Here is a 22,777-nt window from a genome sequence, read left to right as displayed (position 1 = left end):
CAGGGGATGGATCAGGAACGGTTGGCTGCGTCAGTGGGCCGGGGCGCTGTCGGCGTCGGTGGAGACGAGAACGCGTACGTCCCAGGGGCCGAGGTCCAGCGCCGAGCCCGAGAAGATCGGGGTGCCCGTCAGGGCGTCGGAGAGGTCCGCCGGGGCGGGGACGCTCACGGGCTCCCAGCTCCAGTTGTGGACGATGTGCACACGGCGCCCGTCGGTCGACGTACCCGTGGTCGCGGTGACGGAGGCGGGCAGGTCGCGCCACCCGCTGCCGGCGGCCGGGGCCAGCCACTCGGCCAGCGTCCGGGCGAGGACGCGGCCCGGCACCGTGCCGACGCAGGTGACGCGGCCCTCGCCGTGGCGCCGCGTGGTGACGGCGGGCCAGCGGCCGTGGTGCGGGTGCTCGTACTGGGCGAGGACGTCGGCGTCGACGACCGTGAGGCCCTCGATCCACCGCGTCGCCGTGGCGTTCTCGGGGACGTCGAGCGGCCCACCGGGCACGGCGCGGACCGGGATGTCGCGCGTGAGGTTGCTGAACTCGTCGTACCGGACGCCGGCGGCGGGGACGAGACGTCCGGGTGTCGGCTCGTGGCGGGCCCGGGCCTCGTGGTCGGCGTACGCGGTGCGCGGGCCGAGGACCAGGTGGCCGCCTGCGCGGGCGTAGGCCTCCAGCCAGTCGAGCGTGCCGTCGTCGACGACGTACAGGGCGGGGGCGACGAGGACGGGGTGGCGCCGTACCGCCTCTTCGGGCGTCGTCCCCCTCTGCTCGCCGCGCGGGTCGTGCAGTTGGCGGGCGTGGACGATGCGCACCTGACGGCCGGCGTCGAACGCGCCACGGTAGAAGGGATCGAAGAACCGGTGGTAGGCGGTGGCGTCGGGTTCGCCGTCGGCGGTCGCGAGCGGCGGGTACTTCTGCATCAGCCACTTGCTCGGCATCGAGTAGACCATCGTGATGTCGGCGTCCGGCTCGAGGCCGGCGACGAGCGGGCCCGCCGTCTCGAACTCCGCGCCGAGACGGGCGATTTCGGCATACGTACGGCCGGGCTGCCCGCTGTGCGGGAGGACGCCGCCCCAGTAGGTCTCCGCGCCGAAGCGCAGGGTCTGCCACTGCCAGTACTCGATCATGCGGGCGCCGCGGCCGACGAGGGCCCAGGCGGCCTGGCGCCACTGGCCGTCGTAGCCGGGCCGGTTGTCCCACGGGAAACCGATGCTCTGGGCGTTGGTCTCGGTGACCAGGAACGGCTCCTGGCGGGAGGAGAACATCCAGTCGGCGGACTGGTACATCGACCAGACGCCGGTGCTCTTCCACTTCTGCTCGTGGTCGTCGGGCGTGGGGTCGGGCAGGAGCAGGCCGTCCTGCATGTCGTAGTACGGGTTGCCGGAGGCGATGTCGAGACGGTCCGTCATCTCGTCGTCCTCCACCCCTTGGCGGGTGTAGGAGATGCAGGTGGTGACGAAGTGCTCGGGGTGGGCGTACTCGCGGACGATGTCGGCCTGCCAGCCGATGAACTCGGTGACCTGCCGGGCCTGGAACTCCCGCCAGGCGACGTCGTACTGGGGCTGTTCGTTGCCGTCCGGCGTCCACAGGTCGGCCCAGGTCGACAGCCGGTGCGACCAGTAGACCAGTCCCCATTCGCGGTTCAGGGTCTCGACGTCCCCGTACTGCACCCGCAGGTGGTCCACGAAGCGCTGGAAGACACCGCGGTTGTGGAAGAGGTGCAGGCCCGGCTCGTTGTCCACCTGCCATCCGATCACCGCCGGGTGGTCGGCGTACCGGGCCACCATCTTGCGGATCACCCGCTCGGCGTGGAACCGGAAGGCGGGGTGGGTGAAGTCGGCCTCCTGCCGGGCGCCCCAGCCGATGCGCTCACCGGTGCGCCGCTCGCCGGTGATCTCCGGGTACTGGCGGGCGAGCCACAGCGGTACGGCGTACGTCGGGGTGCCGATGACGACGGAGATGCCACGCTCGTGGGCGCCGTCGAGGACGGGCTGGAGCCAGTCGAGGTCGAACCGGCCGTTGTCCGGTTCCCAGGTCGACCAGACCGACTCGCCCACCCGGATCACGGTGAAGCGCGCCTCGGCCATCAGGTCCAGGTCGGTCTTGAGCCGTTCGTCGGGCTGCACATGGGGGTCGTAGGCGGGCGTGTACTCGTGGTAGTAAGCGGCGCCGAAGAGGACGCGGGCAGGCAGAGCCGCCATGAAGGGGAACCTCCGAAGTAACGGGAGTGGAACGAGGATCGGGCGCTACTGCTTGACGCCGCCGGCGGCCAGGCCGCTCTGCCAGTACCGCTGGAGCATCAGGAACGCCACGACGAGCGGGATGATCGAGATCAGGGAGCCGGTCACGACCAGCGCGAGCATGTCGCTGCTGGAGCCCGCTCCGCCGTTCTGCGCCTGGGCGGCCCAGGAGGAGAGCCCGACCGTGATCGGGTACAGGTCCGGGTCGTTGAGCATGATCAGCGGCAGGAAGTAGTTGTTCCAGGTCGCCACCAGCGTGAACAGCAGGACCGTCACCAGGCCGGGGCCGAGCAGCCGGAGAACGATCCGGAAGAAGATCCGCAACTCGCCTGCCCCGTCGATGCGGGCGGCCTCCAGGATGCTGTCGGGTACCGCGTCCTCGGCGTAGACCCGCATCAGGTAGAGACCGAACGGGTTGACGAGGGAGGGCAGGATGACCGCCCAGGGGGTGTTGACCAGGCCCGCCTTCGCGAAGAGCAGGTAGGTGGGGATCGCCAGCGCGGTGGCCGGGACCATGACGGCGCCCATGACGAGGTGGAAGGCGGCTCGGTCGCCGCGGAAGCGGAACTTGGCGAACCCGTAGCCGCCCGCCGCCGCGAGCAGCGCGGCTCCGAAGGCGCTCACACCCGCGTACGAGGCCGTGTTGAGCAGCCAGTGCACGAAGACCCCGTTGTCCTGGGTGAAGGTCTCCTGCACGTTCGTCAGCAGCTGCGGGGCGTGCGAGAACCACAGGCCGAAGCTGTTGAACAGGTCCTGGGTGCTCTTGGTCGAGGCGATCAGCAGCCACAGCAGCGGCAGGAGGAAGTAGGCGAGGGCGGCCAGCATCGCGATGGTCAGCGGTGTGCTGCGGCGGGCCGACGGGGAGCGGCGCCGCTTCGGGGGTGCCGCGGCAGCCGGGTCCGCCGACGATGCGGAGGCCGCCGTCGGAACGGTGGTCGTCACGAGGTCCTCCTGCGGTTCGCGGTGAGCAGGACGGCGTACGAGACGATCACGATGACGAGGCCGAGCAGGAAGGACACCGTGGCCGCGTAGTTGACCTGCTGGCCGGTGAAGGCGAGCGTGTAGGCGTAGAGGTTGGCGGTGTAGGAGCTGCTGATCACGTCCGGGGCGACCTTCATCAGCAGGTTCGGCTCGTTGAACAGCTGGAAGCTGCCGATCACCGAGAACAGCAGGGTGAGCATCAGCGCCGACCTGAGGGCGGGCAGTTTGATGGACCAGGCGATCCGCCAGGCGCCGGCCCCGTCCATGGCCGCCGCCTCGTACAGCTCGGCGGGAACGGTGCGCAGGGCCGCGTACAGGATGATCATGTTGTAGCCGACGAACTCCCAGGTCACGATGTTCGCCAGGCTGCCGAGCATCCAGCCGCTGCTGAGGAAGTCCGCTGCGGGCAGGCCGAGTTCACGGCTGAACTGGGCGAAGGGACCGAAGTCCGGCCCGTAGAGGTAGCCCCACATGAGTGCGGCGACCACGCTCGGGACGGCGTACGGGACGAAGATGCCCAGCCGGATCACCCGGGCCAGCCGCAGCAGGCCGCTGTCGAGGGCCAGGGCGAACGCGAGCGCCAGCAGCAGCATCACGGGGACCTGGATCACGAAGAACAACGCCACGCGTCCGACGCCGTGGATGAGCTGGGGGTCTTCCAGGGCCCGGACGTAGTTGTCGAGCCCGACGAACGCCGTTCCGCCGACCAGGCGTTCCTGGAAGAGACTCAGGTAGGCGGCGTAGCCCAGCGGCGCGAGGAAGAGCAGGAGGAACAGCACCATGAAGGGAGCGACGAACAGTGGCCCTGCCGACCGGCGGCGGCGCACGCCGCCGCTCCGGGGGCGGGTGGGCCCGTCTCGGCGCCGCCCCTTGGGGGAGGCCGCGGTGGTGGCAGTCATCATCGAACCTTTCCGAGGGAGGGGACGGTGCTTGCGGGTGGCCCCGCGCCGCCGCGAGGGGCCCGACGTGCCGTCAGGACGCGTGGACCGTGAAGCCCTGGGTCTTGGCGTACGTGGTGAGCCGCGACTGCCAGGTGCCGAGCGCGCGAACGGTGTCGGTCTTGTCGGCGAGGGACTTGCCGACGGTCTCCGTCCAGTCCGTCGCCGCCTGGTCGAGGAACGGCGGCCACTGGAACGTCGTGTTGACCGTGGTGCCGATGTCGGCGAAGACCTGGTTGACCTTCTGGCCGCCGTAGAACGCGGACTCCTGGCCGACGAAGGTCTCGTCCGCGAGCAGCGCCTTGGTGGCGGGGAAGAAGAACTGCTCGGTGGCGAACATCTTCGCGCTGGCCGGGTCGGTGTTGAGGAACTGCGCGAACATCGCCGCCGCGATGGGGTTCTTGGTCGCCCGGATGACCGCGGTGGTCGAACCGCCCCAGTTGCCCGAGCTGGGCTTGGCGGCGTCCCACTGCGGCAGCGGGGCCGCCCGCCACTTGCCGGCGGTGGACTTGGCCGACCCGGAGAGGAAGACCGGCCCCCAGGCCGCGGTGAGCCAGGTGGCGTACTTGCCCTTGTTGAGCCCGGCGTACCAGGAGTCGGTGAAGTCCGGCTCGACCCCGATGACTCCCTCCTTCGCGAGGGTCCCCCAGTACTCGCCGAGCATCTTGGAGACGTCGTCGTCGACGCTGACGGTGATGTCGCTCTTGCCGGACATCACGTACGGCTTCGCGTTCGCCTGCCAGAGCAGTCCGTGCCAGGCCGCCGCCTGGTTCGCGGCGAGGTTGGTCAGGTAGACGTCCGGGTCGGCCTTGTGCAGCTTGCGGGCCGCCGCGGCGAACTCGTCCCAGGTACCCGGCACTTCGATGCCGTGCCGGTCGAAGATGTCCTGCCGGTACAGCATGCCCATCGGGCCGGTGTCCTGGGGGATCGCCCAGACCTCGCCCTTGCTGCCGCTGACCTGGCTCCAGGTCCAGTCGACGAACCGGGCCTTCAACGCGGACGCCCCGTACGGTCGCAGGTCCAGCAGGCTGTTGGTGATCGTGAAGGTGGGGATGGCCTGGTACTCGATCTGCACCATGTCCGGTGCGCCGCTGCCTGCCTTCAGAGCCGTACGGAGCTTCGTGTACTGGGGGGTTCCCTGGCCGGCGTTGACCACCTTGATCTTGACGGCCGGGTACTTCGCCTCGAAGAGCGCGACCTCCTTGTCGATGTTCGGGACCCAGGTCCAGAACGTCAGCTCGGTCGGCGTCCTCATCGCCTTGTCGATGGCGGCCTGGCCGACCGGCTCGGCGGAGGTGCCGCCGCTCGTGTCGTCTCCGCCGCCGCAGGCGGACAGCGCGGTCGCCAGTGTCAGGGCCCCGGTCGCGGCGAGGAAGCCACGACGGTTCGGGTGGGCCGAGGAGGGGGCTGTGAAGAATCTGGACATGGTGGACTCCGCAGGGGTGCCTAGGGGATCCGCGCGCTGGGCGGCGGCGTGCTGAAGGGATGCCATGAGGTGTGGTTCGGGCGTGAGGGGCGGGATGTCGGCGGGGCGAGTGCGTTTCTCGCGGAACCAGGGCCGAGCACGTCACGCTCGTTGACCGAAGGGGGCCGGCGCCGGTGAGGGCGTGCGACGGGGTGGAGGCCTGGGCGGTGATCGGCTCATGGGGGCGTCCGGGCCGCGGCGCTGGGGAGTGGGTGCTGCGACGACCAGGTACGGGGAGGGTCGGCTCGCGCACTCACAGGCGGGTGTCGAGGGAAGTGCGGTGGTGGACGAACTGCTGGTGGACGGAATGCCGGTGGACGGAACTCCCCTCGTGGTCGGGGAACGGGGTTGACGGGGACTCAGACCGTGGTGCGCCGGGATTCCGGGGTCGTCCGGTACGGCGGGGGTGCGGTCGACGCCCGGACGACGAGATCGACCGGCGGGTCCTGCTCCGGGATCGGGTCCGCGTCCGGATTCTCGATGGCGTGCACGAGCCGCTTGAGGCCGTCCTGCGCCGTCGCCTCGAACGGCTGTCGCACCGTCGTCAGAGGAGGAGACACGTAGGCCGCGACCGGGACGTCGTCGAGACCGACGACACTGATGTCCTCCGGCACGCGCCGGCCGGCTTCGAGCAGCGCGCGGATCAGACCGATGGCCATGTCGTCGTTGGCGGCGAAGACGGCCGTCACGTTGTCGTCGTCGGCCAGCCGGCGACCGGCCGCGTATCCGGAGGCGGCCGACCAGTCGCCCGGGATGACGGGCGGTTCGCGTCGGCCGTGCGCGGCCAGCGTCACCCGCCATCCTTCGAGGCGGTCCCTGGCGGCGAACCAGCGTCGGGGACCGGCGAGGTGGTGGACGGTCGGATGTCCCAGTTGGAGCAGGTGCTCCGTGGCGGCCCGCGCCTGCTGGTGGGAGACGAGGCCCGCGGTCACCACCCGGGAGGCGGCGAACGGCGGCGGTGCGCCGAGGACCAGGACCGGCACATCGACGCGGACGGACAGGTCCGCACCGTTCTCCTCGTCGATCGGCTCGGAGATGACGATGCCGTCCACGCCCTGATCGAGGAGCGAGTCGACGGCACCGGCGACACCCGAGGCGTCGCCCTCCATCGTGTTGACCACGCGGAGCGCGTAACCGGTGTCCCGGACGGTGCGCTCGACACCCATGAGCAGTGACGCGGGACCGTACAGCGCCGTTCCGAGCGTCACCACCCCGATGGACCGGGTTCGCCCGGAGGCCAGCGCACGGGCGGCGTGATTCAGCCGGTATCCGAGTTCTTCGGCGGCTTCCAGGACACGTCGGCGCACGCCGTCGGAGACGTACTGCTCACCGTTCATGACCCGGGACACCGTCTTCTGCGAGACGCCCGCCAGCTGCGCCACGTCGAGGCTGCGTGGTGCGGTGCCGGCGCTGCGGCTTGTCGGTCGTGCCATGGGTGTCTCCCGGTCTCGGGCAGTCGGCGGCTTGGCCGATTCTCGTATGACTGCGCTGCCATGACTGCGCAGACATATCTACGCACTGGGGCGAGACACGTCAAGGGTTCGCGCAACATCTCCGTCATCGAGGGCGCACTGCCGGAGCGGGGCCGACGCGGCCACCGGCTGCCTCACTGTCCGAACCGCCGCCGCCGATTGACCGCAGGCGAGTCACCGCGGCCGAGTCCAGGGCGTGTGGCGAACGTGCCGATCGCGCCGGCAAGACCGGTTGCTAGCATCCGGCAACGTGAACGACAGCGTGTATGTGGGCAACGCGGGCAAGGATGCGCCCCTGGACAAGGGGTGGCTTCTCGGCCATTTCAAGGACGTCGGCGATCCGCGCCACAGCGACACCGTGGAGATCAAGTGGGGCGTCCACCCCCGCGGTGACGAGCGATCAGAGTGGGTGCGGGGCGAGGAACGCACAGCGCTCCTGGTTCTCGTCAGCGGCCGCTTCCGCGTGGAACTGCCCGGCCGCAGCGTACTTCTGCAAGAGCAGGGTGATTACGTCGTGTGGGGGCGCGGAGTCGACCACTCGTGGTTCGCCGAGGAGGAGTCGGTCGTACTGACGGTTCGATGGCCGTCCGTGGCCGGCTACGCAGTGGCCGAGAACGACCAGGAACGCGTCCAGGGCTGAGCACGCGAGAGCAGCCCGTCCCCGAAGTTTCGGGTGAGGTGGTTGAGCTTTGGGCGACGGCGATGTCGCCGTCGTCGCTCACGGTCATCCGGCGCGGGTGCTGACCGTGCGCCGGCTTGGCCTTGACCCGTCCGCCGGCCGACTGCTCGGCCATCCGCCTCCGGGCACTCTCAGCTTCCTGGCTGCCGAGGACGGGCAGCCGTTCATCTCCGCCTGGAACGTCCCGTGGCGACAGAGCCGCTGCGTCACGTCTGCCGGGCGAGGCGCCCTCAGAACGGCCGTAACGGGACTGAGCGAGACGGAGACCGAGACGGGCCGAGCGCCTGTCGAACTCGGGTGACGGCGGGTTCCGGTTGGCGCTACCGTGCGGCGGTGATCAGCGATGAGGGTGCACGTCTGGGCGCGGAAGCGGCTCGACGCCTGGCACGGACGGGACTCTACGAGTTCGAGCCGGGGCTGTCGGATGCCGAGTTCGCGCGCATCGAGCGTGAGTACGGTTTTGAATTCGCAGACGACCACCGCGCGTTCCTCTCGGCCGGACTTCCGGTGAACGTTCCTCCTGAGGAGGGGCAGACCTGGTCCAAGCCCTGGCCCGACTGGCGGAGCGGAGATCCGGACAAGTTGCGCGATCGACTCGCCCGGCCGGCGGAGGGAGTTCTTCTGAGCGTTGCGCACAACGGCTTCTGGCACGAGGGGTGGGGCGAACGTCCGGCCGACGGAACGGCGGCGGTGGCTGCGGCACGGCGTCATCTCGCGGAAGCGCCGACGCTGGTGCCCGTGTACGCCCATCGGTACGTCCCGGCCGGTCGGGGAAGCCATGGCCATCCTGTCCTCTCGATGTGGCAGACCGATGCCATCTACTACGGGCTCGACCTGGTCGACTACATCCACCAGGAGTTCGACGAGGCACGCGGCGACGTCGACGAGACCTGGAACCCGAGAGCCACGGTCTCCTTCTGGCGGGACCTCCTCTGACTCCCGAGGCTCAGAGGCAGAGCAACGAATGCGCGCGGGTGGTGCTCTCGTGGCTCTGCCGGGAAGTGCGGTTTGACCAGCGACCGACGCCCACGTGGAGGAGTGCAAATGCGGACGGGCTCCAGACGGGCGAGGCTGGCTGCATGGGTTCCGTGATGCCCGTGGTTTCGCACCCGCCCGACGAGGACGCGGACGGCGGGCCGAGGAGTCCGGTTACGGCAAGGGAGACAACCATGACTGTCCGTACCTACGTCTCGACGACCGTGCGGAGCGACCGGGTCGACGAGGTTCTCCACGCACTGGAGGAAATGGATCCCGATGCGATCGTGTCGTCCGTCAACCGCCCGGACGCCCCCGACGTCCCCGCCGGGGTTTCGGTATCGCTCGCCGGCGATGTCCGTGAGGCAGTGAAGAACCAGCTCGATGTGATTCCCGATCTGGAGTGCGAGATCGACGTGCGGGACACCGAGGACCTGTGAGCGGGACCGGCGGACGGGAAGTGTCAACACGTACCCGCGTTGCGCGTACGGCACCACACGCTGTGTGCCCGTCGGCCGACGGGCAGCCGGAGCTTGCGGCCACGGCAGCGCGGGCACGTCCGCGGCTTCCCTGAGGGTCCAGCGCCGCCCCTCGCGTTGCTCCGCCTCTGCGGCCCCGGCCGGGTTCAGGTGGGCAGTCCCGCGTCGCGGGCCAGGAGGGCGGCCTGGACGCGGTTGGTGACGTCCAGCGTGGTCAGGATGCGGCTGACGTGGGCAGGTACATCGGCTCGCTCGTCCTCAGTGCGGTCTGGGCCATCACCGGATGGCACGGTGCCCCGCAGGCGGATCAGCTCAGAGACGCGAGCGTGAAGTGCCGTACCTGAAGTGGTGCGGCAAGGTACTCGTCCTCGCCCGGCAGAACCACGGGCCGGTCACGCCAGTGTTCGCCGGCGTAACCGACCAGATCCTGCTCGCTGCGCCAGCGGCTGACGTACAGCAGCGAATCAGGCGGCGCGAGCAGTACCTCGTGGTCGACCAGCCCTGGGTAGCGGCCGGGGAACTCGCGCACCGCAGAGACGATCATGTCGCGGAACGCCTCGAACCGTTCAGGACGTATGCGTGCCTCACTCACCCTGATGATCACGGTCGTCAGGGTGTCACGCCCTCGGGACCGGCGCCATGGAGTCTCCGTCCGACACGGGGGCGCCGCAAGCCGGAGGGTGAGCCACGGCAGCGCCGGGCGCACTGCCGGTGATCCACTCCGGGTTCTCCGGTGCGCCCCTTCCCCGATCTCCTCGCCGCCAGGCTCACCTTCGTCGGTCCGTCCGTTTCCGTTCGTGGCGAGACGTCGTCCACCGAGAACTCGGCCCCGAAGGCGATGTGCCGCTGATCCTGTCGATGTACCTGGCCGGAGCGGCCGATCTCTCTCAACCGGACCCGTCGCGAGAACTCGCCTTTCGATGCGTAATACTCTCCTGATGAACTCAGGCATTACGCCCAGGGGCGGGCCGATCACGATACGCCGGGCCGTGGCGCGGGACGCCAAACGGCTCACGCGGCTCGTGCGTGGCTCACGCGCCTACGAAGGTCAGTACGCGCCCATGGTCGCGGACTACCGGGTGGGTCCGGACTACATCGAGACCCACCGCGTCTTCGTGGCTCTCGCCGCCGACGAGCGCCAGGGCCCTGTCCTCGGGTTCTACTCGCTCGTCCTCGCCCCACCGGAGCTCGACCTGCTGTTCGTGGCCGACGGAGCACAGGGACGCGGCATCGGACGGCTGCTCGTGGCACACATGAAGGCCGAGGCCCGCGCCGCCGAGCTCGACCGCGTCCTGGTGGTGTCGCATCCGCCCGCCGAGGGCTTCTACCGCAGCGAGGGGGCGGTGCGCACCGGGACCGCCTCCGCGAACCCTCCGGCCGTGGCATGGGACCGCCCCGAGTTCGAGTTCCTCATTCCACCCGATGTGGCGACGGCGCACGGCAACGCATTGTGAGGTGACGACTCCGCCGGCTCAGCGACCTGATCTCCGGCCGCGAGGCCGCCTGGAGCGGCCTCCACGACCCGGAGGACACCAGGAGCCGATCACCCCTCGGTGGCGGGGACCCGTACCGTGAAGGTGGTCGAACCGGGGGCGCTTTCGAGGGTGACGCCGCCACCGTGGGCCTCTGCCACCGCCGCCACGATCGACAGGCCGAGGCCGGTGCCGGTACCACTCTCCACGCCCTCCGCGCGGCGGCGGTCCCCGTGGGTGAAGCGCTCGAAGACCCTGGGGCGGACGTCCGCGGCGACACCGGGGCCGTCGTCGTGGACCGTGAGCACCGCCGTGCCGTCGTCGTTCTCCAGCGAGATGGTGATCGTGCTGCCGACGGGCGTGTGCAGGCGGGCGTTGGCCAACAGGTTGGCCAGTACCTGATGGAGCCGGTGGGCGTCACCCGTGACGGTCACCGGTTCCTCGGACAGCTCCAGCGTCCAGCGGTGTCCGGGGCCCGCGGCCTGCGCGTCCGTCACGGCGTCCAGGACCAGGCGGGTCAGGTCGACGGGCAGACGTTCCAAGGGGCGGCCGGCGTCGAGGCGGGCCAGGAGCAGCAGGTCGTCGACCATCTCCCCCATGCGGGCCGCTTCGGCCTCGATGCGCTCCAGGGCCCGCGCCACCCTCTGCGGCACCGGGCCGGGGTGCAGCAACGCCAGTTCCGCGTGGCCGCGGATCGACGCCACCGGAGTGCGCAGCTCGTGGCTGGCGTCGGCGGCGAAGCTGCGCAGCCGCTCCTCGCTCGCGTGCCGTTTGGTCAGCGCGTCCTCGACGTGGCCGAGCATGGTGTTGAAAGCGTCGGCGACCCGCCCGACCTCGCTGCGCGGGTCGGCCTCGGGCGCGCGCGGCCAGAGCTCCACCTCGCCGCTGGAGAGCGGAAGCCGACTGACCCTCGTGGCGGTCGCGGCCACCCTGCTGAGCGGTCGCAGCGACCAGCGCACCCAGAGCGCTCCCGCGAAGCCGGCCAGGGCGAGTGCGGCGCCGAAGACGACTGCGGCGACCAGTTCCAGCCGGTGGACGGTGGCCTCGACGGGTTCCATCGGCAGCCCGGTGATCAGGACATCGCCGTCCCTGCCCTGAACCGCCATCACGCGGTAGTCGTCCAGCGCGGAGAGATCGATGGTGTGCCCTCTGCCGTCGGCCGGCACCGCGGCGAGCGTTCTCCTGTCCGCGGCCCCGAGCGCGAAGTCCAGCGCGCCCGCGCCCGCACCCGCGCCGGAGCCTGAGGCGACCACCGCGGCGTTCGTGACCGTGTCGCCGACGAGCCGGGCCCCGAAGGTGCCGACGGTCTGCCTGCGGGTGTCGCCGTCCTCGTCGCCGTCGTGGTCGTGGTCGGACGGCAACGTCCCGCCGTGCTCCAGGCTCGCCGGGAACCGTTCGCCCGCGTCGTGCAACTGCTGGTCGAGGCGGCCGGTGAGGAAGCCGTTCAGCTCCACCACCGCCGCCACCCCGACGGCCGCGCAGCTGACCGCGAGCAGCACGACGAGGCCGGCGGTGAGCCGCGCCCGCAACGTGTGCGGCCGGGGCATCCGGGCCGGCCACCGCCTCGCCCCGCGCCGGAGCGGACCGCGCGCGAGGTGCTGTCGCAGCCGTGCCCTCACCGGGCCACCGGCTTGAGCACGTATCCGGCGCCCCGCACCGTGTGGATCATGGGCGGGCGTCCCGCGTCCACCTTCTTGCGCAGGTAGGAGATGTACAGCTCGACGACATGGGCCTGCCCGCCGAAGTCGTAGGACCACACGCGGTCGAGGATCCGTGCCTTGCTGAGGACGCGTCGCGGATTGCGCATGAGGAAGCGCAGCAGTTCGAACTCCGTCGGGGACAGCTCGACGAGCTCTCCACCGCGGGTGACCTCCCGGGCCTCCTCGTCCATGACCAGGTCGCCGACGGTCAGCCGCGGCCCCTCCGCCAGCTGCCGGGCCATGCCGGCCCGCCGGAGCAGTCCACGCAGGCGGGCGACGACCTCCTCCAGGCTGAACGGTTTCGTCACGTAGTCGTCGCCGCCCGCCGTGATGCCCGCGATGCGGTCCTCGACAGCGTCCCGTGCGGTCAGGAAGAGCACGCACACGTCGGGCCGCACGGCACGCAGCGAGCGCAGCACGGCGAATCCGTCGGTGTCCGGGAGCATGACGTCGAGGACGATGGCGTCGGGCAGCAGCTCGCGTGCCTCGGCGACGGCCGAGACGCCGTCGCCCGCCGTGCGCACCTCCCAGCCGTCGTAACGCAGGGCACCGGAGAGCACCTCGGCGAGGTCGGGGTCGTCGTCGACGACGAGGACCCGGAGCGGGGCGCCGTCGGTCCGGGTCAGTGCGGGGCGGCCGGAGCCGCGGGGGCGGGAAGTGTTCATCTCAGCTACCAGGATGCGGTCTGCCCGCGACGTGAGCTGTCTTCTCAACCTCTGAGTTCCCTCTGAGTGCGCCGTGCCGCCGGTCGGCACCGAACGTCCGGGCGGCCCTCCCACCTGCGGCGGGTCCGCGTCGCCCGTCGGCCGCTGAGAGCGGGCTCAGAGGTTGCGTCGGCACAGTGTCGTCCCGGACGGCCGCAGAACGGGGTCGTACGGACAGCCGAAGGGACCTGCGGATGACGACGGCGTACGCGCGACGAAGGGTGGCCCCGGCGCCTCCCGCTCCACGGCGCTCCCCCGTCGGCCCCGTGCTCGCCGTCCTGTGGGGCGGTGCCGCCGCCGTGGTCGCGCTGTGGTGGCACGACACCGGGGCGGTCGTTGGCGCCGCGGGCCTGCTGACGGGGGCCGGGCGGATCGCGGGACTGCTGTGCGGGTACTCCTGCGCCGTCCTAGTCGGGCTGATGGCCCGCGTCCCGCTCCTCGAGCGACGGATCGGGGCGGACCGGGTGACGCGCTGGCACGCGATGGCGGGGCGCTACACGATCTGTCTGCTGGTGGCACACGTCGTGCTGATCCTGCTCGGGTACGCCGCCCAGGACGGTTCCTCATTCGTGGCCGAGACGCTCACGGTGGTCCTGGACTACCCGGAGATGCTCAAGGCGACCGCCGGCACCGTCATCCTGTTCGCGGTCGGGATCGTCTCGGCCCGCGCGGTACGCCGCCGGGTCAGCCACGAGTTCTGGTTCTACACGCACCTGCTGACGTACGCCGCGGTCTTCCTCGCCTTCGGCCACCAGCTCGCCCTGGGGTCCGACCTCGTCGGCAGCCGGCCCGTCCAGGCCGCCTGGTACGTGCTGTACCTGGGCGTCGCGGCCCTGGTGGTGTGGTTCCGGATCCTCGCTCCGGTACGGCTGAACCTGCGTCACCGACTGCGGGTCGACTCCGTGCACCGGGAGGCGCCGGGCGTGTACTCCGTCGTCGTCCGTGGCCGGCGAGCGGACGACATGGGCGCGCGGCCGGGGCAGTTCCTGCGCTGGCGGTTCCTCACCGAGGGCATGCGCTGGACCTCCACGCCGTACTCCCTGTCGGCGCCGCCGCGCCCGGGCCTGCTGCGCATCACCGTCAAGGCACTCGGCGACCACAGTGCCGCCGTCGCCCTGCTGCGGCCGGGCACCCGGGTGTGGGTGGAGGGGCCGTACGGGGCTCTGACCGCGGACCGGCAGAGCGCGCACAAGTCCCTGCTGATCGCGGGCGGCGTCGGCATCACCCCGCTGCGGGCCCTGTTCGAGACGCTGCCGGGCGACGTCACCCTCCTCTACCGTGCCCGCACGGCCGAGGACCTCGCGCTGGGCGCCGAGCTGGAGACCGTCGCGCGGTGGCGCGGGGCGAAGGTGCTGTACGCGCTCAACGGTCCGCAGGGTCGGCGGCCGGACCTCACGGCCGCTTCCCTGCGCGCGTCGGTGCCCGACCTGGACGCCCACGACGTGTACCTGTGCGGCCCCCACGGGTTCGCACAGGACCTGTACCGAGCGCTGCGCTCCGCGGGGGTCCCCGACCGCCGCATCCATCACGAGTCCTTCGAGCTGTGAGGCCGTCTTGCACACGTTGAAGAAGAACCGTCCGCTGCGCCGCATCGTGCTGGCAAGCGCCGCGACCGTCTCCGGGATGGTGCTGCTGCTGTCGCTGAAACCGCACACGACGCCGGCCGTCGCGGGGTTGGCGTCCTCTCCCGCGACGGCCGGCAGTTCCGGCACGTCGGGCGGGACGACCGGGTCGAGCGGATCCGCGGCCACCGGAACCCGGATCCTCACCGGGGACTCCGTGCAGACCCGCTGGGGCCCCGTCCAGGTCCGCGTCACGCTGAAGGACGGCAAGCTCACCGACGTCACCGCGGTCACCTACCCCCAGGAGAACCCGAGGGACCAGCAGATCAACGCGTATGCCGTCCCGCAGCTCACCAGAGAGGCGCTCACGGCCCAGAGCGCCGACATCGACACCGTCTCCGGTGCCACGTACACCAGCGACGGCTACCGCGAGTCGCTCCAGTCGGCACTGGACTCCGCGAGCCGCTGAGCCCTGCCCCTGCCCTGCACCTTCCGCGCCCTACACCTTCCGCGCCGGTACCCGCCACACCAGCCTGGTGCCTCCGGTCTCGGGCTTTTCCAGTTCCAGTCGACCGCCCAGCTGCTCCGCGCGTTCCGCCATGTTGCGCAGTCCGCTGCGGCGGCCGCCGGCGGTGATGCCCACACCGTTGTCCGTGACCGACAGCCGTACCTCGCGTCCGTCCGTCGCCAGGAGCACGTCGGCGCGGTCCGCATGGGCATGCCGGGCGATGTTGGTCAGGGCCTCGGAGAGCACCGGCACCACGTGGTCGGCGATCTCCCTCGGCACGTCGGTGTCCAGCAGGCCTTCCATCCGCACGCCGGGGGCGAAGCCGAGGACCGGCGCCGCCTCCCCGACCACCCGTACGGCACGGGCGCGCAGCCCGGCCTCCCCCACACCGTCCCGGGTACGCAGGCCGAAGATCGTCGACCGGATGATCTTGATGGTCTCGTCCAGGTCGTCGACCGCGCGCGCCACGCGCTCGGCGGCCTCCTCGTGCTCGATGAAACGGCCGGTGCTCTGGAGCGTCATACCGGTGGCGAACAGCCGTTGGATCGCGAGGTCGTGCAGGTCGCGTGCGATGCGGTCGCGGTCCTTGAGCACCGCGACCTCCTCGGCGTCCTGGCGTCGTTCCGCCAGCTCCATCGCGATGGCGGCCTGCCCGGCGAAGGCCTTCAGGGGCTCGGTCTCCCTCGCCGAGAACACCGGCTGACCGGCCTTGCGCGCCAGCAGGACCACGCCCCGTGGACCCGCGTCGCCGGTGCCGATGGGGACGGCGACGGCGGGGCCGAGTCCGCCGAACCGCGGAGGCTCCAGGGAGATGCGCGCGTCACGGGCGACGTCCGCGCTGGTCACCGGGGCGGCACCGGAGAAGGCCAGCCCCATCAGGCTCTTGTCCATGGGCAGGACGAGACCCCGGTGTACCTCCGCGTCCATCCCCACGGCGATCTCCACCGCGAGTGAACCGGTGTTCTGCAGGGGCAGCGCGACCGCCGCCAGAGCGGATCCGGTGATCTCGCCGGCCCGCTCGGCGATGAGGGCGAGGACCTCGGTGCGGTCACTGCCGGACATCAGGCTGTGGGTGATCTCCGCGTTCGCCCGCAGCCAGCGTTCCCGCAGCCGGGACTCCTCGTACAGCCGGGCGTTGTCGATCGCGACGCCGGCCGCCACGGCGAGCGTCAGCGTGACCGAGACGTCCTCCTCGTCGAATTGGGCGCCACCCCGCTTCTCGGTCAGGTACAGGTTGCCGAAGACCTGGTCGCGTACCCGGATCGGGACGCCGAGGAAGGTGTTCATCGGCGGGTGGTGCGCCGGGAAGCCGTACGACGCCGGGTGCTCGGAGATCTTCGCCAACCGCAGCGGCTCGGGGTGGCGGATCAGCTCGCCCAGGATGCCGTGCCCCTCGGGATACGGGCCGATAACGGCGATCTGCTCCTCGCTGACCCCCACGGTGTGAAACGCGGACAGGCGCCTGCCGTCCGGGCCGATCACGCCGAGTGCCGCGTACTCCGCGTCGACCAGTGCCGCGGCGGCCTCCACGATGCTGCGCAGGGCCTGTTCCAGATCCAGCTCCCTGCCGACCGACAGCACCGCCTCCAGCAGGCTGTGCACCCGGTCCCGGGTGCCACGGGCCGCGTCCAGGCAGCCGCACACGAGCCTGCTCGGGGCTTTCCACCCTGTGCTCCTCCAGGTCCCCTCAGCACACGGACACCTGATCGTCCGGTCATGTCCACGGTAGTGGCCGTCCGCAGGGTGCGGTAGCGAACCGAGCCGGGTGCCCGAGCCTTCGCTCGGTGCCTCAGACGCCGCCGACAGCGGGTCTGACCTGGCTCGCTTCCCCTTGTCTCCGAGGCGAGAGGGCCGTCCGGTCCAGGGCGCGGGACCATCGGCACCTGCGGGACCCGCGTGACCCGAGAGACAGTGGATGCAGGAGCGGCACCGATCCCCCGCGGTGTCGCTCCGTTGCGCATGGGCCCCTCGGCATCCTCGCGGCAGGTGGGTGCGCGCCCGTGTCGCCGGCACCGGTCGGCCGGTGATCTTCCCGTGGGTTCAGGAAGGAAAGTGCACGCCGTGCGCGGAGCGTCCGCCGACGATTTCGCGTCCGGTGACCAGCTCCGGGTCGATGCGCACGAAGACCTCCTGCGGCGCCGGCGCCCAGGAACGCGGCCCGGTCCGCAGCAGCCGTATGTGCTCGGCGGAGTCGGTCACGACCGTGGCCGTTCCCATGACGACGACGCTCCAGCCGCAGTGGGCGGCGGCGTCGACCTCGTCGGCCTCGAAAGCGACCACCGCTCCGTCGATCGCGCTCACCAGTTCCGAGAAGGCCGACGTACGCACCAGCACCGCACCGTCGCGGTCCAGACAGAAGTTGACCGGCAGAACCGCGGGCAACGCCTGCCGCGTGTACACGATGCGCCCCACAGGCACGGTGGGAAGCAGGCGCAGGCACTCCTGCCGGTCCAGTTCGCGAAATCCGTCGGCGGCGTCCATCGGCCTTCTCCAGTTCCCCGTCGCCTAGGCGCGGGTCAGTGCGTCGGCGATGTCTTTCGCCCATGCCTCGATCGCGCCGAAGTCCCGGAAGTCACCGCCCTTCCCGGAGCGGAGGATCATCCCGGCCACCCGTCCTCGGGCGCCTTCCGCCAGGCGTCCTCCGAACGTGGCGTGGCCCTGGACATCCAGTCGGTTCATGGCCCTCAGCACGCCCCGCACGGGTGGGATGTCCCGCTCGGACGCCGAAGCGTCGAGCGGGCCGCTGCTGAAGAACCACACCGGGCGCTCCGCGAGAAGGACGCGATTGCGGCGGACGAAGCGCCGCGCGTCCTTGTGCCAGCGCCCGGTGTAGAGCCCGCCGCCGACCACGACGGCGTCGTAGTGCGCCACGCCCGTCACCGACCGGGCCGGGAGCGACTCGACGGTCAGTCCGCCCTCGCGCAGGACGTCGGCGACGGCTTCGGCGATCTCCGCCGTGGATCCGTTCGTCGTTCCGTAGGTGACCAACACGGTGTCGGTCATGTGGTCCGCCTCCTCTCACAGTCGGCACAGCCGCGGGTCAGCTGTTCCAGGTCCAGTCGGCGACCTCGGGAAGGTCGGTGCCGTGTTCGCGGATCCAGGCCTGGTGCCGGGTGCGCACGTCGGCCATCTGCTGCCGTACGGCGGCGGCGCGCACGGCGAGGCCGGGGACGCGGTCGATGACGTCCATGACGAGGCGGTAGCGGTCCAGGTCGTTGCGGACGACCATGTCGAACGGCGTCGTCGTCGTGCCGGACTCCTTGTAGCCGCGCACGTGAAGGTTCCTGTGTCCGGTGCGGCGGTAGGCGAGGCGGTGGATCAGCCACGGGTACCCGTGGTAGGCGAAGATCACCGGTTTGTCGGTGGTGAACAGTCCGTCGTACTCGAAGTCGCTCATCCCGTGCGGGTGTTCCGCGCGCGGGAGGAGCCGGGTCATGTCGACGACGTTGACCACGCGGACGGCGAGCTCCGGCAGGTGTCGGCGGATCAACTGGGCGGCGGCCAGCACCTCCTGGGTGGGGACGTCACCCGCGCAGGCCAGAACGACGTCGGGCTCGTCGGCGTTCTCCGTCCCCGCCCACTCCCAGATGCCGGCGCCGCGCGCGCAGTGGGCACGGGCCTGGTCCATGCTCAGCCAGTCGAAGCAGGGCTGCTTCCCGGCCACGATCACATTGACGTAGTCGCGGCTGCGCAGGACGTGGTCGGCCACCGACAGCAGGGTGTTGGTGTCCGGCGGCAGATAGACCCGTACGACCTCGGGGCTCTTGTTGAGGACGTGGTCGACGAAGCCGGGATCCTGGTGGGAGAAGCCGTTGTGGTCCTGGCGCCAGACGTGCGAGGTGAGCAGGTAGTTGAGGGAGGCGACGGGCGCGCGCCAGGACAACTCCCTTGCCGTCTTGAGCCACTTGATGTGCTGGTTGACCATCGAGTCGACGATGTGCACGAACGCCTCGTAGCAGGAGAACAGACCGTGCCGGCCGGTCAGCAGATAGCCCTCCAGCCAGCCCTGGCAGGTGTGTTCGGACAGGATCTCCATCACCCGGCCGTGCCGGTCCAGGTTCTCGTCGACCTGGAGGGTCTGCGCCTGCCACGCCTTGCCGCTGGCCGCGTACACGGCCTGGAGCCGGTTGGACGCGGTCTCGTCCGGGCCGACGAGACGGAAGTCCCGTCGCTCACCGGTGTCCTTCATCACCCGGGCGAGGAGGTCGCCGAGAACGCGGGTCGGTTCGTGCAGGGTGGTGCCCGGCTTGTCGACGGGTACGGCGAAGTCGTCGATCGGGGGAACGGGCAGGTCCCGGACGAGCAGACCGCCGTTGGCGTGCGGCGTGGCGCCGAGCCGCTGGGCGCCGTCGGGGACGCACGCGAGGACCTCGGCAGTGGGACGGCCGTCGGGCCCGAAGAGTTCCCGGGGCCGGTACGAGCGCAGCCACGCCTCCAGCTGCCGCAGATGGTCCGGATTCTCACGGACCCCGGACAGGGGCACCTGGTGGGCGCGCCAGGTGCCTTCGACGCGTTCGCCGTCCACCACGGCCGGTCCGGTCCAGCCCTTCGGGGTGCGCAGCACGATCATGGGCCAGTGCACGCGCTCGGCGACGCCGTCCTCGCGGGCCGCCTGCCGCAGCACGGCGATACGGTCCAGGGCGTCGTCCATCGCCGCCGCCATGGCCCGGTGTACCTGGGCCGGGTCGTCGCCGGTCACGTGCAGGGGCTCGTGGCCGTATCCCCGCAGGAGCTCGTCGAGTTCGGCCTCCGGGATGCGCGAGAGCACCGTCGGGTTGGCGATCTTGTAGCCGTTGAGGTGCAGGATCGGCAGGACCGCGCCGTCGTGGACGGGGTCGAGGAACTTGTTGGAGTGCCAGGAGGCGGCCAGCGGCCCGGTCTCCGCCTCGCCGTCGCCGATCACACAGGCGACGAGGAGGTCCGGATTGTCGAAGGCGGCGCCGTAGGCGTGCGAGAGCGAGTAGCCGAGCTCACCGCCCTCGTGGATCGAGCCGGGCGTCTCCGGGGCGACATGGCTGGGCACACCGCCCGGGAAGGAGAACTGCCGGAACAGCCGGGCCATGCCCTCCCCGTCACGCGACACGTCCGGGTAGGTCTGGCTGTAGCTGCCCTCCAGCCAGGAATTGGCCAGGATCGACGGACCCCCGTGGCCCGGCCCCCACACGCACAGCGCGTCGAGACCCCGCGCCTTGATCACCCGGTTGAGGTGGGTGTACACGAGGTTGAGACCGGGCGAGGTCCCCCAGTGGCCCAGCAGCCGGGGTTTGATGTGCTCGGGCCTCAGGGGCTCGGTCAGCAACGGGTTGGCCATCAGATAGATCTGTCCGGCGGCCAGATAGTTCGCGGCCCGCCAGTGCGCGTCCAGGGTGCGCAGCTCTTCGTCTGTCAGTACGGTGGCGTCCTGGTGTTCGACCTTGGGCATGGTGGGACTCCGGAAGTCGTCGGCGTTGGATCAACGGGCGGTGGAGGCGGCATGGCCGGCAAGAACGCGGCGCAGCTGCCGCGCAAGGCGTACGAGAAGGAACTGCTGCGACTGCAGACGGAGTTGGTGAAGCTCCAGGAGTGGGTGCGGGCCACCGGCACCCGGCTGGTGGTGGTCTTCGAGGGACGGGACGCGGCGGGCAAGGGCGGGACGATCAAGCGGGTCGCCGAGCACCTCAACCCGCGGGTGGCCCGTATCGCGGCGCTCCCGAAGCCGACCGAGCGCGAACGCACCCAGTGGTACTTCCAGCGGTATGCGGAGCATCTGCCGGCGGCCGGAGAGATCGTGCTGTTCGACCGGTCCTGGTACAACCGCGCCGGGGTCGAGCACGTGATGGGTTTCTGCACGAAGGAGGAGCACCAGCTCTTCCTCCGCCAGTGTCCGATCTTCGAACGCATGCTGGTCGAGGCCGGGGTCCTGCTGCGCAAGTACTGGTTCTCGGTGAGCGACACCGAGCAGCAGGAGCGCTTCCGGCGCCGGCTGGAGGACCCGCTGCGGCGGTGGAAGCTCTCGCCGATGGACCTGGAGTCGATCACCCACTGGGAGGCCTACTCCCGTGCCAAGGACGAGATGCTGGTGCACACCGACATCTCCGAGGCGCCCTGGTACGTCGTCGAGAGCGACGACAAGCGCCGGGCACGGCTGAACATGATCGCCCATCTGCTGTCGTCCGTGCCGTACCGCGAGGTGCCGCCGCCGGTGCTGGAGCTCCCGGAACGGCCGCCGTCCACCGGCTACCAGCGCCCGCCGCGGGATCTCCAGACCTACGTCCCCGACCACGCGGCGAGCCTCTGAGCAGCCGGGCATCGCTCTCACCCTCGCTCGGACACGACCGCGACGGCACAGACGCAGTGATTCAGCCCCACGTGGGCGTCGCGCCCCGGCCGAAGCCCGAGCCTGCAGACGTCGGCCGCGAGCGTCGCGCGCTCGTACCGCTGGCGGAGGAAGGCACACGCCGGCCGCAGCCGGGGGCTGAACGAACGCGCGTACGGCCGCTGCCTTCATGGGTCTCTTCTCCTCGCGAGTGATCGCAAGTCATCGGGAGCGGGCGGGGGTGACCGGTGGCGGGTCAGCCGTGGGGGACGACGGCGACGGGGGCGGTGGAGTGGTGCAGGACGGCGTACGTGACGTGCCCTATGTGGGCACCGAACGGGCTGCGGCGGATGCGCCGGCCCACGACGACGAGGGAGGCCTCTCGGGCGGCGTCCACGACGTGGACGGCCGGGCTGCCGTAGCGGGACTCCTCGACGACCTCCACGTCCGGGAACTTCTTCCGCCAGGGAGCCACGACCTCGGCCAGTGACTCGGCGTCCCTCAGGGCCAGTGCCTCGTGCAGCGTCGGGTCGACTGGTGTGCCGTACGCGTAGTAGGGCGGCGGGTTCCAGCCGTGGACGACCCTCAGGGACGTCGCGCGGCGCCCGGCGGCGTCGAAGGCGAACTCGATCAGCGTCTCGTCCGGGTGCTCGACGTCGAGTCCGAGCACCACCGGCCGGAAGGGTGTCGCGGCGGACGGAACGCCTGCCGGATCCGCCTGGTGCTCGTCGGCAGCCACTTCCAGCGCCCGCACCAGCACGACCGGACGGTCCGTGTGGGCGATCACGGAGAGGCCGACCGAGCCGACCAGGAACCCGCCGATCCCGCCGAGGCCGCGCGAGCCCAGGACCAGCAGTTCGGCGCTCTTCGCCGCCTCGGCCAGTGCTTCACCGGGGTGACCGGAGACCTGCTCCGTGCGCACCTCGACGCCAGGATGACGCAGCCGGACACCCTCCGCGGCTTCCCGGGGAAGCCTCCCCCGGCCTTCGGCCGGAGGAGCCCCCAGCTCGCTTCGCTCGGTCCAGTGCTGCTGGGTCTCGGCTCCGAGGAGCGGCGCCTGGGCCATGGGCTCCGGCACCGGTTCCCGAACGTGGACGATCTTCAGGGGCAGGTCGCGCAGCCTCGCTTCGCGAGCCGCCCATTCGGCGGCTGCCCGGCTCTCCTGCGAGCCGTCGAGACCTACGGTGATGGTGCGGAGCATGATCTCCACCTCCTGGGGCGAGGGATCCGATTCCAGCATCGTCTTAGGGGGGTTCGTTGTGCAGGGGCCACTGGTCCCGGATCGGGACCGGACGGCCCAGGAGAGGGCTCG

Annotated in this window: 21 protein-coding genes and 1 pseudogene; 8 read left to right on the top strand and 14 right to left on the bottom strand. The window is 70.8% G+C overall.

All coding sequences use genetic code 11. The features are described from left to right. Window positions 1–30 precede the first annotated feature (30 nt). The 5 genes from OG736_RS39620 to OG736_RS39600 all read right to left on the bottom strand — a co-directional run bounded on the left by OG736_RS39620 (window position 31) and on the right by OG736_RS39600 (window position 7,052). On the bottom strand, window positions 31–2,196 hold the full coding sequence (locus OG736_RS39620) for a beta-galactosidase (protein ID WP_327186733.1): 2,166 nt from the start codon (window positions 2,194–2,196) through the stop codon (window positions 31–33). 45 nt (window positions 2,197–2,241) lie between these two features. Beyond that, window positions 2,242–3,177 (bottom strand): carbohydrate ABC transporter permease, encoded by a 936-nt coding sequence (locus OG736_RS39615; RefSeq protein WP_327186732.1) that lies wholly within the window; start codon window positions 3,175–3,177, stop codon window positions 2,242–2,244. Then, window positions 3,174–4,118 (bottom strand): carbohydrate ABC transporter permease, encoded by a 945-nt coding sequence (locus OG736_RS39610; RefSeq protein ID WP_442817126.1) that lies wholly within the window; start codon window positions 4,116–4,118, stop codon window positions 3,174–3,176. The genes OG736_RS39615 and OG736_RS39610 overlap by 4 nt, the downstream gene beginning before the upstream one ends. Before the next feature lie 70 nt (window positions 4,119–4,188). Beyond that, window positions 4,189–5,580, bottom strand: a complete 1,392-nt coding sequence (locus OG736_RS39605; protein WP_327186731.1) for an ABC transporter substrate-binding protein — start codon at window positions 5,578–5,580, stop codon at window positions 4,189–4,191. Window positions 5,581–5,978: 398 nt separating this feature from the next. Beyond that, window positions 5,979–7,052 carry a LacI family DNA-binding transcriptional regulator gene (locus tag OG736_RS39600; RefSeq protein ID WP_327186730.1) on the bottom strand — a complete coding sequence of 358 codons (1,074 nt, stop codon included), beginning with the start codon at window positions 7,050–7,052 and terminating at the stop codon, window positions 5,979–5,981. Window positions 7,053–7,341: 289 nt separating this feature from the next. Between OG736_RS39600 and OG736_RS39595 the strand changes: the two genes are divergently transcribed. From OG736_RS39595 to OG736_RS39580, 4 genes are all read left to right on the top strand, one after another. Next, window positions 7,342–7,731, top strand: a complete 390-nt coding sequence (locus tag OG736_RS39595) for a cupin domain-containing protein (protein ID WP_327186729.1) — start codon at window positions 7,342–7,344, stop codon at window positions 7,729–7,731. A 49-nt stretch (window positions 7,732–7,780) separates the two neighbouring features. Then, complete coding sequence (locus tag OG736_RS39590) at window positions 7,781–8,071, top strand: histidine phosphatase family protein (protein WP_327186728.1); 291 nt, start codon at window positions 7,781–7,783, stop codon at window positions 8,069–8,071. Window positions 8,072–8,103: 32 nt separating this feature from the next. Further along, the gene (locus OG736_RS39585; RefSeq protein WP_327186727.1) at window positions 8,104–8,706 is read left to right on the top strand and encodes a hypothetical protein; all 603 of its coding nucleotides are present in this window, start codon (window positions 8,104–8,106) and stop codon (window positions 8,704–8,706) included. A 233-nt stretch (window positions 8,707–8,939) separates the two neighbouring features. Continuing rightward, entirely contained in the window at window positions 8,940–9,185 is a 246-nt protein-coding gene (locus OG736_RS39580) for a hypothetical protein (RefSeq protein ID WP_327186726.1), read from the top strand. Between the two features lie 185 nt (window positions 9,186–9,370). On the opposite strand, the pseudogene OG736_RS39575 reads toward OG736_RS39580, so the two are convergent. After that, window positions 9,371–9,466, bottom strand: a pseudogene (locus OG736_RS39575) (DNA-binding response regulator); the annotation flags it as partial. A 65-nt stretch (window positions 9,467–9,531) separates the two neighbouring features. Continuing rightward, entirely contained in the window at window positions 9,532–9,828 is a 297-nt protein-coding gene (locus OG736_RS39570) for an antibiotic biosynthesis monooxygenase (RefSeq protein ID WP_327186725.1), read from the bottom strand. Window positions 9,829–10,162: 334 nt separating this feature from the next. Here OG736_RS39570 and OG736_RS39565 point away from each other — a divergent pair, with 334 nt between their 5' ends. Continuing rightward, window positions 10,163–10,678 (top strand): GNAT family N-acetyltransferase, encoded by a 516-nt coding sequence (locus tag OG736_RS39565; protein WP_327186724.1) that lies wholly within the window; start codon window positions 10,163–10,165, stop codon window positions 10,676–10,678. Window positions 10,679–10,767: 89 nt separating this feature from the next. Here OG736_RS39565 and OG736_RS39560 read toward each other — a convergent pair whose 3' ends face one another. Then, entirely contained in the window at window positions 10,768–12,243 is a 1,476-nt protein-coding gene (locus OG736_RS39560; protein WP_327186723.1) for a sensor histidine kinase, read from the bottom strand. 68 nt (window positions 12,244–12,311) lie between these two features. Next, complete coding sequence (locus tag OG736_RS39555; RefSeq protein ID WP_327186722.1) at window positions 12,312–13,061, bottom strand: response regulator transcription factor; 750 nt, start codon at window positions 13,059–13,061, stop codon at window positions 12,312–12,314. Window positions 13,062–13,294: 233 nt separating this feature from the next. Between OG736_RS39555 and OG736_RS39550 the strand changes: the two genes are divergently transcribed. Together OG736_RS39550 and OG736_RS39545 are read left to right on the top strand one after the other, a co-directional pair. After that, a complete protein-coding gene (locus tag OG736_RS39550; RefSeq protein ID WP_327186721.1) occupies window positions 13,295–14,647 on the top strand; it encodes a ferredoxin reductase family protein in 1,353 nt (450 codons plus the stop codon). Window positions 14,648–14,654: 7 nt separating this feature from the next. Beyond that, window positions 14,655–15,131, top strand: a complete 477-nt coding sequence (locus tag OG736_RS39545; RefSeq protein ID WP_327186720.1) for an FMN-binding protein — start codon at window positions 14,655–14,657, stop codon at window positions 15,129–15,131. 30 nt (window positions 15,132–15,161) lie between these two features. Here the strand turns inward: OG736_RS39545 and OG736_RS39540 are convergent, their stop codons facing one another. The 4 genes from OG736_RS39540 to OG736_RS39525 form a co-directional block, all read right to left on the bottom strand. Further along, entirely contained in the window at window positions 15,162–16,814 is a 1,653-nt protein-coding gene (locus tag OG736_RS39540; protein ID WP_327186719.1) for a sensor histidine kinase, read from the bottom strand. 396 nt (window positions 16,815–17,210) lie between these two features. Then, the gene (locus OG736_RS39535; RefSeq protein WP_327186718.1) at window positions 17,211–17,651 is read right to left on the bottom strand and encodes a pyridoxamine 5'-phosphate oxidase family protein; all 441 of its coding nucleotides are present in this window, start codon (window positions 17,649–17,651) and stop codon (window positions 17,211–17,213) included. Between the two features lie 24 nt (window positions 17,652–17,675). Next, complete coding sequence (locus tag OG736_RS39530) at window positions 17,676–18,173, bottom strand: flavodoxin domain-containing protein (RefSeq protein WP_327186717.1); 498 nt, start codon at window positions 18,171–18,173, stop codon at window positions 17,676–17,678. 37 nt (window positions 18,174–18,210) lie between these two features. Further along, window positions 18,211–20,592: a phosphoketolase family protein gene (locus OG736_RS39525; RefSeq protein ID WP_327186716.1), complete on the bottom strand. Its 2,382-nt coding sequence runs from the start codon at window positions 20,590–20,592 to the stop codon at window positions 18,211–18,213. A gap of 51 nt (window positions 20,593–20,643) precedes the next feature. Here OG736_RS39525 and ppk2 point away from each other — a divergent pair, with 51 nt between their 5' ends. Further along, a complete protein-coding gene (gene ppk2, locus OG736_RS39520; protein ID WP_142267549.1) occupies window positions 20,644–21,447 on the top strand; it encodes a polyphosphate kinase 2 in 804 nt (267 codons plus the stop codon). A gap of 274 nt (window positions 21,448–21,721) precedes the next feature. On the opposite strand, the gene OG736_RS39515 is transcribed toward ppk2, so the two are convergent. Then, window positions 21,722–22,666 (bottom strand): universal stress protein, encoded by a 945-nt coding sequence (locus tag OG736_RS39515; protein ID WP_327186715.1) that lies wholly within the window; start codon window positions 22,664–22,666, stop codon window positions 21,722–21,724. Between the last annotated feature and the right edge of the window lie 111 nt (window positions 22,667–22,777).

Origin of the sequence: Streptomyces sp. NBC_01334 (assembly GCF_035983595.1) — a bacterium.
In the GTDB taxonomy this organism is placed as follows: domain Bacteria; phylum Actinomycetota; class Actinomycetes; order Streptomycetales; family Streptomycetaceae; genus Streptomyces; species Streptomyces coriariae.
This window is presented reverse-complemented; position numbering and strand designations above follow the sequence as displayed.